Source organism: Mycolicibacterium neoaurum ATCC 25795, from assembly GCF_000691525.1.
GTDB classification, from domain to species: Bacteria; Actinomycetota; Actinomycetes; order Mycobacteriales; family Mycobacteriaceae; genus Mycobacterium; species Mycobacterium neoaurum.
Window position 1 is genome coordinate 94,236 of record NZ_JMDW01000002.1, and the last position, 16,364, is coordinate 110,599.

The following is a 16,364-nucleotide window of genomic DNA, read 5'->3' on the forward strand; positions in this document are numbered from 1 at the left end:
GTATTGATTGACCATGACTTCCACCGAGCGCCCCGTGCGCATCGCCGTGCAGCTACAACCCCAGCACTCGCCCGGGTACGGCCATATCCGCGACGCGGTGCGGCGCGCCGAGGACATGGGCGTCGACGTCGCCTTCAACTGGGACCACTTCTTCCCGCTGTACGGCGATCCCGACGGTGCGCATTACGAGTGCTGGACGATGCTCGCCGCCTGGGCTGAACAGACCTCCCGCATCGAGATCGGCGCCTTGGTCACCTGCAACTCCTATCGCAACCCCGAGCTGCTGGCCGATATGGCGCGCACCGTCGACAACATCTCCGACGGCAGGCTGATCCTGGGCATCGGATCCGGCTGGAAGCAGAAGGATTATGACGAGTACGGCTACGAGTTCGGCACCGCGGGTAGCCGGCTGGACGACCTTGCCGCAGACCTCCCCCGGATCCGGTCCCGGCTGGCCAAGCTGAACCCCGCACCGGTGCGCGAGATCCCGATCCTGATCGGCGGTCAGGGTAAGCGCAAGACGCTGCGTCTGGTCGCCGAGCACGCGCACATCTGGCATGGCTTCACCGATGCCGACACCTACCCCGGTCTGGCCGAGGTGCTGGACTCCCACTGCGCCGACGTGGGCCGTGATCCCGGCGCCATCGAGCGGTCCTCCGGGGTTCCGGAGAAGAGCGTCGAGGCGGCGCTGGCCGGAGCCGAGGCGCTCGTCGGGCTGGGCGTCACCCTGCTGACCATCGGCGTCAACGGACCCGATTACGACCTGGGCCTCGCCGAAGCGCTGGTGCGGTGGCGAGATCAGCGCGCACAGGGCTGATCGGTCCCGGTCGCTTCGATTGCTGTCGGAATGAGTTGAAGACTTCGCCCACGCGGGCGCAGCGGCTACGTTGGGCTCCCATGACCTCGATGCTCCGCCGGACCGGGCACCTGGTGCTCGCGCTGGTGCTCGCGTTTCTGGTGTGCGCGGTCGGGATGGCCGCTCCCGCGGGCGCCGACCAATGCGCGCCACCAGGTGTCGACAGTGCCAGCGCACTGCCGACCAATCTGGCCGCCGCCGCGCAGGGGCCCGGCGCCGACAAATACACCACCCCCGGTGTCGAACCGCTCGATCGCATCGACGTCAATGCATTGGGTCTCGGCACACCGGGCGTGTTGACGGTCGGGACGCTCTCCGACGCGCCGCCCAGCATCTGTATCAACGCGACCGGACAGTTCACCGGTTTCGACAACGAGGTGTTGCGCGCCGTCGCCGAGAAGTTGGGCCTGCGGGTGAACTTCGTCGGAACCGACTTCTCCGGTCTGTTGGCACAGGTGGCTTCCGGCCGCTTCGACGTGGGCTCGTCATCGATCACCACCACCGACGCCCGACGCAACACCGTCGGATTCACCAATGGCTACGACTTCGGCTATTTCTCCCTCGTCGTGCCGGCCGGTTCGTCGATCACGAGCTTCTCCCAGCTCGGACCCGGGCAGCGCATCGGCGTGGTCCAGGGCACCGTGCAGGAGGCCTACGTCGTCGACACGCTCGGCCTGGACCCGGTGAAGTTCCCCGACTACAACACCGTCTACGGCAGCCTCAAGACCCGCCAGATCGACGCTTGGGTGGCACCTTCGCAGCAGGCTGTCGGGACCGTGCAGCCGGGCGATCCGGCGACGATCATCGAGAACACCTTCAGTCTGGACAATTTCGTCGCGTATGCGGTCGCCAAGGAGAACCGGCCGCTGATCGACGCCCTCAACGCGGGACTCGACGCCGTCATCGCCGACGGGACGTGGGCCCGGTTGTACACCGACTGGGTGCCCCGCGCCCTACCACCGGGATGGAAACCCGGATCCAAGGCCGCCCCCGAACCGCAACTACCCGACTTCGCACAGATCGCCGCCGAGCGGGCACCGGCCGAACCGGCCACGCCGACGGCACGGAAATCCGTTCTCGGACAACTGGCCGACACCTTCCTGGACTGGGATCTGTACCGCCAGGCCATCCCCGATCTGTTCAAGACCGGCCTGCCGAACACCCTGTTGCTCACCGCGGGCGCGGCCGTGATCGGGGTCGTGCTCGGATTGTTGTTGGCGGTGGCGGGCATCTCCCGGTCTCGCCTGCTGCGCTGGCCCGCCCGGGTGTACACCGATATCTTCCGCGGGCTGCCCGAGGTGGTGATCATCCTCATCATCGGTCTCGGTATCGGGCCCATCGTCGGGGAGCTGACGGGCAACAACCCCTATCCCCTCGGTATCGCCGCCCTCGGGCTGATGTCGGCGGCCTATGTCGGTGAAATCTTCCGCTCGGGAATCCAGAGCGTCGAGACCGGACAGATGGAAGCGTCGCGCGCACTGGGTTTCAGTTATTCGGAGTCCATGAAGCTGGTGATCATCCCGCAGGGCATCCGACGGGTGCTGCCTGCACTGGTCAACCAGTTCATCTCACTGCTGAAGGCCTCTTCGCTGGTGTACTTCCTGGGCCTGGTCGCCAACCAGCGCGAACTGTTCCAGGTGGGCCGAGACCTCAACGCGCAGACCGGTAATCTCTCACCGCTGGTGGCGGCCGGGCTGTTCTATCTCGCATTGACGATTCCGCTGACCCACCTGGTCAACGTGATCGACGCCCGGTTGCGTACCGGTAAGCAGCCCGCCCCCATCCAGCAGGAGATGATCTGATGGCAAGCGCGCAGCTTCAGGCAGTATCGCTGGCCGCCAGGGATATTCACCTGTCGTTTGGTCCGAACCAGGTGTTGCGCGGTATCGACCTCGCGGTACCGGCCGGCACCACCACCGCCGTCATCGGCCCCTCCGGATCGGGCAAGTCGACGTTGCTGCGCACCCTGAACCGGCTCTACGAGCCCGACCGCGGTGACATCCTGCTCGACGGCACATCGGTGCTCACCGACAATCCCGACAAGCTCCGCCAACGCATCGGCATGGTCTTCCAGCAGTTCAACCTGTTCCCGCACCGCACCGTGGTCGAGAACGTCGCGATGGCACCGCGCCGACTCAAAGGGATGTCCACCGACGAGGCGCGCGAGCTCGCACTCACCCAGTTGGACCGGGTCGGGTTGCGGCACAAGGCCGACGTCCGTCCGTCCACGCTGTCCGGTGGTCAGCAGCAGCGAGTCGCCATTGCCCGCGCGTTGGCGATGTCGCCCCAGGTGATGTTCTTCGACGAGGCGACCTCGGCGCTGGATCCCGAACTGGTGAAGGGGATACTGGAGCTGATCGCCGATCTGGGGTCCACCGGCATGACGATGGTGGTGGTGACCCACGAGATGGGTTTTGCGCGTTCGGCAGCCGACTCCGTGGTGTTCATGGACGAGGGCAAGGTCGTCGAGTCCGGCCCGCCCGAGCAGATCTTCGCGAGCGCCGAAACCGACCGGTTGCGCCGGTTCCTTGACCAGGTGCTGTGACCCGAAACCGAATCTCGCGCATTACCGCCCGTCCGAGGCGGACAGGTTAGACTGGCGAAATTATGGTCGAGACCGAACCGCAGACCGAGGAACTGGCAGGGGAGCTCCAACGTGTGCTCTCCAAGCTGTTCTCGGTGCTGCGCCGTGGCGATAATCGCGGCGCGGGGAACGCGCCCGGTGCCGACCTGACCCTCGCACAGCTCTCGATCTTGTTGACCTTGCTGGAAAGTGGTCCGATCCGGATGACGGAACTGGCCGCCCACGAACGGGTTCGTACACCCACCACCACCGTGGCGATCCGGCGGCTGGAGAAGCTGGGTCTGGTCAAGCGTTCGCGTGACCCGTCCGACCTGCGGGCCGTCCTGGTCGAGGTGACCCCGCGCGGACTGGTACAGCACCGAGAGGCCCTCGAGGCGCGGCGCGCCTTTCTGGGCGGCCTGCTCGCGGGGCTCAGCGCCGAGGACAAGGCAACGCTGACAGCGGCGTTGGGCTCACTGGACCGCCTGGCCGACCAGTCCCCGACCTGACTCAGCCCAGCCAGTCCAGCACTGCGGCGGCGGTCCAGGACTGCTGCATGCTGCCCAGCGGCTCACCGGTGAACGGCTCGTAATACTCGGCGAAGGTGCCGTCGCTGGCCTGCCGAAGTCCCTCCTGGCGAAGCGTCAACGCGCGCTCGGCCCAACCGCGGCGGGCGAAACACCATGAGAACAACCACGTCGTCACCGGCCAGACGGGTCCGCGCCAATACTCCCGCGCGCGGAAGTCCCGGGAAACCGGTGAGGTGGACGGGATCAGCGAGTACCGCAGGTCCGGGTGGCTGCTGAAGCGCGGACCGTCCAGCAGTCGCAGCAACGCACGTTCCTTGTCGTGCGGAAGTCCGCCGCACAGCAGCGGGGCGAACTGAGCAATCGTCTCGGTGGCTACCCAGGAGCCGGCACGTACGTCGAAATCCCTTGCGGCACCGGTTCTTCCTTCGGTGGTTTCGACGACGCCGGCGCGGAAGCGATCGGCCCAGGAATAGAGGTCGCGGATATCCGCCGGAGAACGCCGATGGTCCTCGCCGATCTCGGCCAGGACCCGGCAGGCCACCGAGAAGATCGCCGAGACGAAGACGTCCTCCACGGCGAAGCTCATCGTCTTGGCCAGCAGATCGTCGTCGTAGCGGACGGCCTTCATCTCCTCCAGCAGCCACAGGTAACGGTCGTACTCGGTATCGGACGGACGCTGGGTGGCATCGGTGTTGATCTTGTTGTCCTCGCGCTGATACTCCGGCACGTCCCCGGGAATCACGTTGGCATACGAACTGTCCCAGCGCGGTGAGTTGTCCATGCCGGACTCCCACCCGTGATAGAGCGTGATCCGGCCCCGCTGATCCGGGTCGCGCGCCTCGGCCAGCCACCGGTGCCACCGCACCAGATCACCCCACCGCCGGTCCAGGAAAGACTCGGCCACCGCCCGGGTCGAGCGGCCGCGTGCCTTGGCGCGGTCCAGGATGCGTTGCACCGCGATGGCGTGCACCGGCGGCTGGGTGATCCCTGAGGTGTGCCGGGTACGCGGGGCGTGGACGGCCAGCGCCGAGGTCGCCCAGCGCGCCGGACCCGGGAAGTACCCGTCGACGCCGTTGGCGAACACGATATGCGGGATCATCCCGTTGCCCCACTGGGCCGAGAGCAGGGTGTCCAGTTCCACGACGGCGCGTTCGACGCTCAGCGGGGCCAGTCCGATGGCCACGAAGGCCGCATCCCAGCTCCACATGTGCGGGTAGAGCAGAGGGGCCGCGGTGGTCATCACACCGAGGTCGTTTCCGCGCAGCAGATAGGCCGCTCGCGCGGCGAGCTGAGTGGGGGCGAAGCTTGGGTCCGGTGGCATCGCATCAATAATGCGACGCCGCGGCCCGGCGTGCAGGGTCGGTACTGTTTTCTCCTGTGCCCACAGCTCTGATCACCGGCGCCGGCGGCGGGATCGGATCGGCCATCGCCGATGCCCTCGCTCCGACGCACACCCTGCTGCTCGCCGGCCGGCCGTCGACCCGGCTGGACGCCGTCGCCGAGCGGCTCGGGGCTCCCACCTGGCCCTTGGACCTGACCGATCAGGAGTCCATCGAGTCCGCCGCCGAGGTGCTCGCCGAGCTCGACGTGCTGGTGCACAACGCCGGCGTGCTCTACCCCGGACCGGTCGCCGAGTCCACCGCCGAGCAGTGGCGGGCGAGCTTCGAGATCAACGTCACCGGTGCGGTCGCCCTGACCCTGGCTCTGCTTCCGGCGCTGCGGGCCGCGGGCGGGCACGTCGTGTTCATCAACTCCGGTGCCGGACAGAAGGTCTCGGCCAACATGGCGTCCTATTCGGCGAGCAAGTTCGCGCTCCGCGCGTTCGCCGACTCGTTGCGGACCGACGAGCCGGCGCTGCGGGTCACCTCGGTGTTCCCCGGGCGCACCGATTCGGAGATGCAGCGCGACCTGGTGGCCTACGAGGGCAAGACCTACGACCCAGACCGCTTCCTGCGTCCCGCCACGGTGGGACTGCTGGTCGCCCAGGCGGTCAACGCGCCACGGGACGGGCACATCCACGAGCTCACGGTCCGCCCGAACCCGTGATTTCGGCGCGCCCGCGCTCGGTGAGCGAGCGTGAGCGCGCCGAAATCAACACCCGCTAGGCCGGCACCATCCCGTGCGGATCGAGCACGAACTTCTGCGCGACCCCCGAATCGAACGCGGCATAGCCATCGGGCGCGTCCTCCAGACCGATCACCGTCGCGTTCACCGCATCGGCGATATGCGCCTTGTCGTGCAGGATGCTCATCATCAGGCCGCGGTTGTACTTAAGCACCGGGCACTGGCCGGTGTAGAAGCTGTGGCTCTTGGCCCAGCCGAGGCCCAGCCGCACCTTCAGCGTGCCGTGCTTGGCGTCATCATCGGTGCCGCCCGGATCACCGGTCACGTACAGACCGGGGATGCCCAGCGATCCACCGGCCCTGGTCACGTTCATGATGGAGTTCAGCACGGCGGCGGGCTGCTCACCGGCATCATGGCCGTGCCCGCTCGCCTCGAACCCCACCGCGTCCACCGCGCAGTCGACCTCGTCGGTGTGCAGGATCTCGGCGATCTGCTCCTCGAGGGTCGCATCGGCGCTGATGTCGACGGTCTCGCAACCGAACGACCGGGCCTGGGCCAGCCGGTCCGCGTTGAGGTCACCGACGATCACCACCGCCGCACCCAGCAGATGCGCCGAGTACGCGGCGGCCAGCCCGACCGGGCCCGCACCGGCGACGTAGACCGTCGACCCGGTGGTGACACCGGCGGTCTTGGCGCCGTGATAACCGGTCGGAAAAATGTCCGAGAGCATGGTCAGATCGCGAATCTTGGCAAGCGCGGCATCGCGATCGGGGAACTTCAGCAGGTTGAAATCCGCGAACGGCACCATCACGTAATCGGCCTGGCCGCCGAGCCAGCCACCCATGTCGACGTAACCATATGCCGATCCGGCCCGTGCCGGGTTGACGTTCAGACAGATGCCGGTCTGTCCCTCGCGGCAGTTCCGGCATCGTCCGCACGCGATGTTGAAGGGCACCGAGCAGATATCCCCGACTTCGAGAAACTGTACGTCGGAACCCTTCTCGACGATCTCACCGGTGATCTCGTGACCGAGGGTCTGGCCGACGGGGGCGGTGGTCCGGCCACGGACCATGTGCTGATCGGAACCACAGATGTTGGTCGACACGCACTTGAGGATGACCGCGTGGTCGGCCTTGCGGCTCATTCCCATCGCGCTCGCCACCTCGGCGGGCACCTCGAGCTTGGGATAGGGCAGGGTTTCCACGGCCACCTGGCCGGGCCCCTTGTAGACGACGATCCGGTTGTCCGACATTGCGCGCTCCAAACCGGGCCGCCAATTCGGTAAAGCGTTCTCACAGACGGGATCTCCGCCGCCACGCTGCGGCCCTGTCATCCAGTATCCGCACTCCGGTATGCACGAAGCGCCATACGTCGGCAGCTGGGCCGGAAACTAGACCAACGGTGGGGGCCGAACCCCACCGTTGGTCGGGGTCGCTCAGACGACCAGGTTGACCAGCTTGCCGGGAACCACGACGACCTTCTTGGGCGTGGCCCCGTCGAGGAAGGCCAGCACCTTCTCGTCGGCGCGCGCGGCCGCTTCCAAGGCCGCCCTGTCCGCATCGGCGGCAACCGTGATCTTGCCGCGCACCTTGCCGTTGACCTGGACCGGCAATTCGATGGTGTCGTCGACCAGATAACGCTCGTCGGCTTCGGGGAACGGTCCGTGCGCCAGCGATGCGTCGTGGCCCAATCTCCGCCACAATTCCTCGGCCAGGTGCGGGGCCAACGGGGCGACCATCAACACCAGCGGCTCGATGGCCGCCCGCGCCGTCACCGCCGCCTTGGTGATGTGGTTGGTGTACTCGATCAGCTTGGCTGCCGCCGTGTTGTTGCGCAGTGCCGCATAGTCATCGGCCACACCGGCGATGGTCCTGTGCAGCGCGCGCAGGGTCTCATCGCCGACCTGCTCGTCAGTGACCCGCACCGCACCGGTGGTCTCGTCGATGACGGCCCGCCACACCCGCTGCAGGAACCGGTGCGCCCCGACGACATCCTTGGTCGCCCACGGCCGCGAGGCCTCCAGCGGTCCCATCGACATCTCGTAGACGCGCAAGGTGTCGGCGCCGTACTCGTCGCAGATCTCGTCCGGGGACACCGAGTTCTTCAGCGATTTGCCGATCTTGCCGAACTCCTGGTTGACCTCGATCTCCCCCTCGGGGGCCGGGTAGAAGAACTTGCCGTCACGTTCGACGACCTCGGCCGCGGGTACATAGGAACCGCGGGCATCGGTATAGGCGAACGCCTGGATATAGCCCTGGTTGACCAGGCGACGGTATGGCTCGGACGAACTGACGTGGCCGAGATCGAACAGCACCTTGTGCCAGAACCGGGAGTACAGCAGATGCAGCACCGCATGCTCGACACCACCGACGTACAGGTCCACCCCGCCGGGATCCTGTGGCCCGTGGATCTCGGGCCGCGGTCCCATCCAGTAGGCCTCGTTCTCCTTGGCGCAGAACGCTTCCGAGTTGTGCGGGTCGGCATAGCGCAGCTCGTACCACGAGCTGCCCGCCCACTGCGGCATGACATTGGTGTCGCGAGTATAGGCCTGCAACCCGTCGCCGAGATCGAGGTCGACGTGCACCCATTCGGTGGCCTTGCCCAGCGGGGGCGAGGGTTCACTGTCGGCATCGTCGGGGTCGAACATCACCGGCGCGTAATCCTGGATATCCGGAAGTTCAACAGGCAGAGCCGATTCCGGTAGCGGGTGGGCCCGGCCATCGGCGTCGTAGACGATGGGGAACGGTTCACCCCAGTACCGCTGCCGCGCGAACAGCCAATCCCGCAGCTTGTACTCGACCCGCGCCCGGCCGGTGCCGTCGGCTTCGAGCCGGGCGATGATCGCCTCCTTTGCCGCCGCGACCGTCAACCCGTCCAACTCACCGGAGTTCACCATCACACCGTCGCCGCTGTAGGCCGCCTCGGCGATATCGCCACCCGAGACAACCTCGATGATGGGCAGCCCGAACGCGTTCGCGAACTCCCAGTCGCGCTGATCACCACTGGGCACCGCCATGATCGCACCGGTGCCGTAGCCGGCCAGCACGTAATCGGCGATGAAGACCGGAACCTGTTGACCGTTCACCGGATTGGTGGCATACGACCCGGTGAACACACCGGTCTTGGTCTTGTTCTCCTGGCGCTCCAGGTCGGACTTGGCCGCGATATCGGACCGGTAGGCCGCGATGGCCTCGGCCGGGGTTGCGCCGCCGTAGGTCCAACGCTCGTCGGTGCCGTCCGGCCAGGCGGCGGCGGTCAGCGCGTCGACCAGCTCGTGTTCGGGAGCCAGCACCATGTACGTCGCGCCGTAGAGGGTGTCGGGCCGGGTGGTGAACACCTCGATGGCACCGGCGGCCGTGCCGAACCGGACCTGGGCTCCGACGGAGCGGCCGATCCAGTTGCGCTGCATGGCCTTGACCTTGTCTGGCCAGTCCAGCACATCCAGGTCGTCGAGCAGCCGATCGGAGTAGGCGGTGATGCGCATCATCCACTGCCGCAGCCGCTTCCGGAACACCGGGAAGTTGCCGCGGTCGCTGCGTCCGTCGGAGGTGACCTCTTCGTTGGCCAGCACCGTGCCCAACCCCGGGCACCAGTTGACCACCGAGTCGGCGCGGTAGACCAGTCGGTAGCCGTCGATGACATCGGCGCGCTCGGCTTTGGTCAGGTCCGCCCAGGCCCGACCATCGGGCAGCGCCCGGGTGCCGTCGGCGAACTCGTCGACCAGCTCCTCGATGCGGCGCGCACGCTTGAGCTCGGGGTCGAACCAGGCGTTGTAGATCTGCAGGAAGATCCACTGCGTCCACTTGTAGAAGTCCACATCGGTGGTGGAGAAGCTGCGCCGCGAGTCGTGGCCCAGGCCGAGGCGGCCCAGCTGGCGGCGGAAGTTGACGATATTGGCCTCGGTACGGGTGCGCGGATGCGTGCCGGTCTGCACCGCATACTGCTCGGCGGGCAGTCCGAAGGCATCAAAACCTAAGGCGTGCAGGACATTTCGGCCGGTCATCCGGAAGTAGCGGGCGTAGACGTCGGTGGCGATATAGCCGAGCGGGTGCCCGACATGCAGGCCGTCCCCGGATGGGTAGGGAAACATGTCCTGGACGAACATCTTGTCCGCCGGAACGGCCGACCCATCGGTGGGTGCCAGCGATCCCACCGGGTTGGGCACGTGGAAGGTGCCCAGACGCTGCCAGCGCTGTTGCCAGGCCAGCTCGATATCACCGGCCAGCGCGGCGGAGTAGCGGTGCTGCGGTGCGTCGGCAGGGTCGACGGAGGGATCTGTCACGTCGAACAGGGTATAAGCGCCGCTCGCGTGCCCTTCGGCCACGGGTTGATAAAGGTTGCGTTGCAGGGTGGTCAGAACCCGGTTGCAGCTCGGTCCCGACGCTGTCGGATGCCCCGCCGACATGGTTACAGTCGGCCCCTGACCCGCCGGAATCCAATTCCCGCCACGCACCGAACGACCCGGAAGGACCGACGTCAGGATGAACGAGCACGCGCGCCGCTGGCGGATTGTCATCGCCGGGACCGCAGCCGGCCTCGCCGGCGCGGTGAGCCTGGCCACCCCCGCGAGCGCCGAGCCGCTGCCCCCTCATCCCGTGCCGCCCGCCCCGGTCACCGTCACCCAGACCGTCACCGTCGCGCCGCAAGCCGCACCGCTGATCCCGGCTGCTGCCGCTCCCGCCCAGCCGATCGCGGCGGGCAGCCCGGTCGCCCCGGCCGCCGTCCCCGCTGTTCCGGCAGCCCCAGGTGTGCCTGGTGCCGCCCCGCAGCTCGGCGCGGCGACCAGCACCGCGGCCACCCCGCGACCGGTATCGGTGCCGCTGACGCCGAATCCGGCCGGCACCATCCGTGACTACCTGACCAGCCAGAACGTGACGCTGGAGCCCCAGACCCCTGCCGGGTTCACCGCGCTGAACATCGTGCTGCCCCGGCCGACCGGCTGGACCCAGGTGCCCGATCCCAACGTCCCCGATGCCTTCGCCGTCATCGCCGACCGGGTCGGCGGCGACGGGCTGTACAGCAACAACGCCCAGGTGGTCGTGTACAAGCTCGTCGGGAACTTCGACCAGCGCGAAGCGATCCGGCACGGCTTCGTCGACAGCCAACAGCTCACGGCGTGGCGGGCAACCGGTGGATCGATCGCCGAGGTGGCCGGTGTGCCGACGTCGATCATCGAGGGCACCTACCGCGAGAACAACATGACCCTGAACACCTCGCGACGCCACATCATCGCGACCTCGGGAGCCGATCGCTACCTGGTATCGCTGTCGGTCACCACATCCGAATCGCAATCCGTGGCCGCCGCGGACGCCACCGACGCGATCATCAATGGCTTCCGGGTCTCCGCACCCGCACCCGCAGCCCCCGCTCCCGGTGCTGCCGCGGCACCCGCGGCCGCGGCACCGGTTGTCCCCGCGCCCGTCGCGGTCGCGCCCGCCGCCATCCCGGTAAGCCTCGGGACCGGGCCGGTCGTCCCCAACTAACACCGAAGCGTCTCCGCCTCGTATCCTGAAGCCATGCTTGTTGCCGCGGTCCTCTGCCTGGTCGTGGCCGTCGCCACCGCCGGCGCGGCTGTGTGGTCCTTGAAGCAACCCTTCGCCGACGATCCCGTTCGTCAGGTGTTGCGTGCAGTGGCGCCGACACAGTTCGCCGCCGCGGCGATGCTCGCGGCCGGTGGTGCGGTGGCGCTCGCCGCGCCGACCATGGCCATGCTGTTGCTGCCCGTGTGTGTCATCGGAGCGATCGGGACGGTCGCCGCGGGTTGCTGGCAGGGCGCCAAAGTGGTGGCCCGCAAGGAGGCCGCCCAGGCCGCTGCCCGCGACGCCGGTGGGGGTTGCGGCGGTTCGTGCGCCTCGTGCACGCTCTCGTGCTGAGCGCCGTCAGCTCAGTTCCGGCTCAGGTCGATCGGGTGGGTCGCGAGCATCGCCAGCGGTAGCGGTTGACGACGCAGCACCCGGGACCAGAGATCGACCCGCGGTTCGGCGAGCACATCCGAGGGCAACGCCGAAAGCACGATCCAGTCGTCGCGCTCGATCTCACCCTCGAGCTGCCCGACGGTCCAGCCCGAGTACCCGGCGAAGATCCGCACACCCTCGACCACCGCCGCGATGTCCTCCGGATCGGAGTCCAGATCGACCATGCAGACCCGACCCTGGACGTGGCGCAGTCCGGGCACCCCGGTGATGTCGACGCCGACCCGGACGGTGGCCAGGCACAACGCCGAATCCCGCTTCACCGGGCCACCGACGAACATCGTCTTGGGTTTGATCGCCAGCCCGGCCCACTGCGGCAGGACGTTGTAGACCGCGGTCTCGCTCGGCCTGTTAAGCACCACACCCAGCGTGCCGCCCTCGTTGTGTTCGACGATGTAGATGACGGTGCGACGGAATGTCGGTTCCAGCAGGTCGGTTTCGGCCAGCAGCAGCGTCCCCGCCCGCACCCGCGGTGCCGTCGGCGTCGGGTAATCCTCCGGTTCGTCGGGATGCGCCATCGGTCAATCATGTCACCAGCACGGCGCCATGCTCACCGGCTCGCCGAGATATTTGTAGGGTGGATCGGGGTCATAACTCGCCGGCCCGGACAGGACCCGATCTGATGACTGACACCGGCACTCCCGGGGGCACATGGCACACGGTGCGCGGGCTGCCCGAATTCCGGCGGCTGCTCGAATTGCGGGCGGTCAGCCAGTTCGGGGACGGGTTGTTCCAGGCCGGACTGGCCGGCGCATTGCTGTTCAACCCGGAGCGCGCCGCACATCCGTGGGCCATCGCCGGAGCGTTCGCGGTGCTGTTCCTGCCCTACTCAGCACTCGGGCCGTTCGCCGGGGCACTGTTGGACCGCTGGGACCGCCGAACCGTGCTCATCGGCGCCAATGCCGGACGGCTGCTGCTGATGCTCGCCGTCGGCGCGGCCTTGGCCGTCAGCTCGGGTGATCTGACGCTGTTGGCCGGTGCGCTGATCGTCAACGGGTTCACCCGGTTCGTCTCGTCCGGGCTTTCCGCGGCGCTACCGCACGTGGTGCCCCGCGATCACGTGTTGACCATGAATTCGGTGGCCACCGCGACGGGCGCGCTGGCGACCTTCCTCGGCGCCAACTTCATGTTGTTGCCGCGCTGGTTGCTCGGTGCCGATGATGGTGGCGCCGCGGCGGTGATCTTCTTGGCCGCCATCCCGGTGGCGTTGGCCCTGGTGCTGTCGGTGCGGTTCGCTCCGCGCGCCCTTGGTCCGGACGACAGCGCCCGCGCGGTGCACGGTTCGGTGGCCTATGCGGTGTCCACCGGGTGGGTGCACGGCGCCAGGACCGTCGCCGCCGTGCCCACCGTCGCGGCGACCCTGAGCGGGTTGGCCGCCCACCGGATGGTGTTCGGGATCAACACCCTGCTGGTGTTGGTGATGGTGCGCCATAGCGGCGATCAGGAGGTCGCCGGTCTCGGCCTCGGCACCGCGGTACTGTTCGTCGCCGCGACGGGTACCGGATCGTTTCTGGCCACCGTGCTGACGCCCGCCGCGGTCGGGCGGTGGGGTCGTTACCGCACGGCCAACGGTGCCCTGGTGCTCGCGACGCTCATTCAGCTGCTGGCCGCCTGGCTGTACATGCCCGTGATGATCGCCTGCGGGTTCGTCCTCGGCGCCGCCGGGCAGGTGGTGAAGTTGTGCGCGGACAGCGCGATGCAGATCGACGTCGACGATGCGTTGCGCGGCCATGTGTTCACGGTGCAGGACGCGCTGTTCTGGGTGACCTTCGTCGCGGCGATCGCATTGGCGGCGGCGCTCATCCCGACCGACGGCCGGTCGGTTCCCCTGGTGCTCCTCGGGTCCGCGCTCTACCTGGTGGGTTTGGCCGCACACGCCCGCCTCGGCAGGCGGACCCGGCCGGTCTAGAGTTCAGCCATGGCTGATGCCGGGCCGGTGGTGGCAGATCTGCGCGCCGAGAGCGCCGAACTCGACAGCATGGTTGCCGAGTTGTCCGACCAGCAGTGGCGCACCGCCACCCCCGCCCCGGGGTGGACCATCGCCCACCAGATCGCCCACCTGTGGTGGACCGACCGGGTGGCTTGGGCGTCGGCGACCGACGAGGTCGCGTTCGGCGCCGTGCTCGCCGAGGCCGGTAAGGACCCGCTCGGTTTCGTCGATGCCGGCGCCGAGCGACTGGCGGCCACTCCCCCGGCCGAGTTGCTGGCCAATTGGCGGGCCGACCGTACCCGGTTGCACGATGCGCTGCTGGGCGTCCCCGACGGCCGAAAGCTGCCCTGGTTCGGCCCGCCGATGAGCCCGACGTCGATGGCCACCGCGCGGCTGATGGAGACCTGGGCCCACGGCCTCGATGTCGCCGACGCGTTGGGAATCCGCAGGCCCGGCACCGACCGTCTCCGCTCGATTGCTCATATCGGTTATCGCACAAGAGATTTCGCGTTCTCTGTACACGGACTGACCCCGCCGGCCGAAATGTTTCACGTGGAACTACGCGCTCCGGACGGGCAGCTGTGGTCCTGGGGACCCGAGGACGCCGCCCAGACCGTGACCGGCAGCGCCGAGGACTTCTGCATGCTGGTCACCCAACGCCGAGCGCCGAGCGATCTCGATATCGTGGCGACCGGAGCCGATGCCCAGAAATGGCTGACCATCGCCCAAGCCTTCGCCGGGCCGCCGGGCAAGGGCCGCGGGTAGCCGGCAGGCGCCGACTCTGCACTCACGGTGCAAAAGTGCGAGGAGGCACCGCCCACCCCGCAGAGTCAACGGGAAAGGGATCCGATATGGCCAGCTCGCTGCCTGACAACCCCTCGCTCGACGCACTGCTCGCGGAGGCCGGCGACGGCGGTAAGGACGCCACCGCCCGGCGGTACGGGTTCAGCGGGTGGCCCGCGCTGGTGCGCTACCTCGACGCGGTCACCGAGCTGGGCACCGACCCGTCCCGCTTCGACGAGTCCACCGCCGATCCCGGCGACCGGTTCTGCGCGCTGGCCTGCCTGCGTTACGACGGAACCGATGCGCCACCGCGCCGCGAGGCGGCCGCCGAGCTGCTCGGTGACCGCCCGGAACTGGTCATCGACCACCCGTGGGCTGCCGCAGCCGCAAACGATGTCCGCACACTGTCCGTCCAGCTTCGGCACGACCCTGCCCTGGCATCGACCGCCGGTGGGCCCTTCGGCTGGACACCGCTGATGTACCTGGCCTACGCCCGGGTTCCCGGTGGGGACAGCATCGCCGCCGCCGAATTGCTGCTCGACGCCGGCGCCGACCCCGATGCCGGGTATCTGTGGCGGGGGATGTCGACACCCTTCACGGTGTTGACGGGCGTATTCGGCGAGGGTGAGCAGGGGCCGCGACGCCAGCCACGCCACCCGGCCGCCGACGACCTGGCCGCCCTGCTGCTGCGCCGCGGCGCCCACCCGGCGGACCAACAGACGCTCTACAACCGGATGTTCCGGCCCGACGATGCACACCTGCACCTGCTGTTCGAGCACGGGCTTGCCGACGCCGGTCCGAGTCCGTGGGAGCGCCGCCTCGGCGAGGCGATGGAGACGCGGCAGCAGATGTGGCAACGCCAGATCTCCTGGGCCGCCGACAACGGGTTCGCTGACCGGCTGGCACTGCTGGCCCGCAACGGCATCGACACCAGCGGGGCGCAGCCCGTCACCCGCGAGCTGCCCGACGACCCGAATCAGCGGGACGCCGACGGGGCGACCGCGCTGCACCACGCCGCCTGGTCCGGTGACCTGACGCTGATCCAGCGCCTCCTCGACGTCGGCGCGGATCCGACGGTGCGCGACACCCGATTCGACGCCACACCCGGGGAATGGGCCGAACACGCGTATGAGACCGAAGCCGCCGAACTACTGGGCCTCACGACAGATCGCTGACCGCATCGGCCGTCCCGTCCCCATCGGTATCGGTGAACCGCACGTCCCAGCGGCCATCACCGTCGCGGTCGGCATAGGCGAACCCGGAACCGAGCACCCGGTCGGCGAGCCCGTCGGCGTCGACATCGACCAACCGCTCCCCCGGCGAACCGTCCCCGTCGAAATCGACCACGGGCCCGCCGAAGGTCTCCGCGCCGTCCAGACCGAACCAGCGCAGCTGCCCCGCTCTGTCGACCGCGACCGCCCAGGTGCCCGAGCCGTCGTCGGTGAAGTAGGCCGGCGCCGGACCGTCCCGGTTGTGCACGGCGTGATCGGCCAGCCCGTCGCCCGGCGGACCGTCCAGATCCGCCAATGCGTCGTCGACGTGTCCGTCCCCGTCCAGATCGAGCCCGAAGGCGTCGAGCACCCCGTCACCGTCGAGATCGACCGTCGGGTCGGCCGACCAGATGTCCGCGCCGCCGGCGCCATCGGAGAGGCAGTAGTCCATACCT

General features: G+C 68.3%; 15 protein-coding genes. 10 read left to right on the forward strand and 5 right to left on the reverse strand.

All coding sequences use genetic code 11. The features are described from left to right. Positions 1–13: 13 nt before the first annotated feature. From IC40_RS0101180 to IC40_RS0101195, 4 genes are all read left to right on the forward strand, one after another. Positions 14–817 (forward strand): LLM class F420-dependent oxidoreductase, encoded by an 804-nt coding sequence (locus IC40_RS0101180; protein WP_030132949.1) that lies wholly within the window; start codon positions 14–16, stop codon positions 815–817. An 80-nt stretch (positions 818–897) separates the two neighbouring features. Continuing rightward, positions 898–2,658: an ABC transporter substrate-binding protein/permease gene (locus tag IC40_RS0101185; RefSeq protein ID WP_030132950.1), complete on the forward strand. Its 1,761-nt coding sequence runs from the start codon at positions 898–900 to the stop codon at positions 2,656–2,658. Next, complete coding sequence (locus IC40_RS0101190) at positions 2,658–3,401, forward strand: amino acid ABC transporter ATP-binding protein (protein WP_030132951.1); 744 nt, start codon at positions 2,658–2,660, stop codon at positions 3,399–3,401. Before IC40_RS0101185 ends, IC40_RS0101190 begins: the two co-directional genes overlap by 1 nt. A gap of 62 nt (positions 3,402–3,463) precedes the next feature. Continuing rightward, positions 3,464–3,928: a MarR family winged helix-turn-helix transcriptional regulator gene (locus IC40_RS0101195; protein WP_030132952.1), complete on the forward strand. Its 465-nt coding sequence runs from the start codon at positions 3,464–3,466 to the stop codon at positions 3,926–3,928. Between the two features lies 1 nt (position 3,929). On the opposite strand, the gene ggh is transcribed toward IC40_RS0101195, so the two are convergent. After that, on the reverse strand, positions 3,930–5,270 hold the full coding sequence (ggh, locus tag IC40_RS0101200) for a glucosylglycerate hydrolase (RefSeq protein ID WP_030132953.1): 1,341 nt from the start codon (positions 5,268–5,270) through the stop codon (positions 3,930–3,932). A 56-nt stretch (positions 5,271–5,326) separates the two neighbouring features. On the opposite strand from ggh, the gene IC40_RS0101205 reads away from it, so the two are divergent. Then, a complete protein-coding gene (locus IC40_RS0101205; RefSeq protein WP_030132954.1) occupies positions 5,327–5,995 on the forward strand; it encodes an SDR family oxidoreductase in 669 nt (222 codons plus the stop codon). Positions 5,996–6,050: 55 nt separating this feature from the next. On the opposite strand, the gene fdhA is transcribed toward IC40_RS0101205, so the two are convergent. Both fdhA and leuS read right to left on the reverse strand, forming a co-directional pair. Further along, complete coding sequence (gene fdhA, locus IC40_RS0101210) at positions 6,051–7,265, reverse strand: formaldehyde dehydrogenase, glutathione-independent (protein ID WP_030132955.1); 1,215 nt, start codon at positions 7,263–7,265, stop codon at positions 6,051–6,053. A 183-nt stretch (positions 7,266–7,448) separates the two neighbouring features. Further along, positions 7,449–10,295, reverse strand: coding sequence for a leucine--tRNA ligase (leuS, locus tag IC40_RS0101215; RefSeq protein WP_030132956.1), 2,847 nt, complete (start codon positions 10,293–10,295; stop codon positions 7,449–7,451). Between the two features lie 199 nt (positions 10,296–10,494). Here leuS and IC40_RS0101220 point away from each other — a divergent pair, with 199 nt between their 5' ends. Beyond that, positions 10,495–11,496: an LpqN/LpqT family lipoprotein gene (locus tag IC40_RS0101220; RefSeq protein WP_030132957.1), complete on the forward strand. Its 1,002-nt coding sequence runs from the start codon at positions 10,495–10,497 to the stop codon at positions 11,494–11,496. Between the two features lie 33 nt (positions 11,497–11,529). After that, on the forward strand, positions 11,530–11,886 hold the full coding sequence (locus IC40_RS0101225; RefSeq protein ID WP_030132958.1) for a hypothetical protein: 357 nt from the start codon (positions 11,530–11,532) through the stop codon (positions 11,884–11,886). Positions 11,887–11,897: 11 nt separating this feature from the next. Here the strand turns inward: IC40_RS0101225 and IC40_RS0101230 are convergent, their stop codons facing one another. Then, positions 11,898–12,503, reverse strand: coding sequence for a YqgE/AlgH family protein (locus tag IC40_RS0101230; RefSeq protein WP_030132959.1), 606 nt, complete (start codon positions 12,501–12,503; stop codon positions 11,898–11,900). Between the two features lie 104 nt (positions 12,504–12,607). Between IC40_RS0101230 and IC40_RS0101235 the strand changes: the two genes are divergently transcribed. The 3 genes from IC40_RS0101235 (at position 12,608) to IC40_RS0101245 (ending at position 15,873) form a co-directional block, all read left to right on the forward strand. Continuing rightward, entirely contained in the window at positions 12,608–13,894 is a 1,287-nt protein-coding gene (locus IC40_RS0101235; protein ID WP_030132960.1) for an MFS transporter, read from the forward strand. Positions 13,895–13,903: 9 nt separating this feature from the next. Then, positions 13,904–14,680, forward strand: a complete 777-nt coding sequence (locus IC40_RS0101240) for a TIGR03084 family metal-binding protein (protein ID WP_030132961.1) — start codon at positions 13,904–13,906, stop codon at positions 14,678–14,680. An 86-nt stretch (positions 14,681–14,766) separates the two neighbouring features. Further along, the gene (locus IC40_RS0101245) at positions 14,767–15,873 is read left to right on the forward strand and encodes an ankyrin repeat domain-containing protein (protein WP_036469154.1); all 1,107 of its coding nucleotides are present in this window, start codon (positions 14,767–14,769) and stop codon (positions 15,871–15,873) included. On the opposite strand, the gene IC40_RS0101250 is transcribed toward IC40_RS0101245, so the two are convergent. Next, on the reverse strand, positions 15,857–16,360 hold the full coding sequence (locus IC40_RS0101250) for a hypothetical protein (RefSeq protein WP_030132963.1): 504 nt from the start codon (positions 16,358–16,360) through the stop codon (positions 15,857–15,859). The genes IC40_RS0101245 and IC40_RS0101250 overlap by 17 nt on opposite strands. Positions 16,361–16,364: the final 4 nt, after the last annotated feature.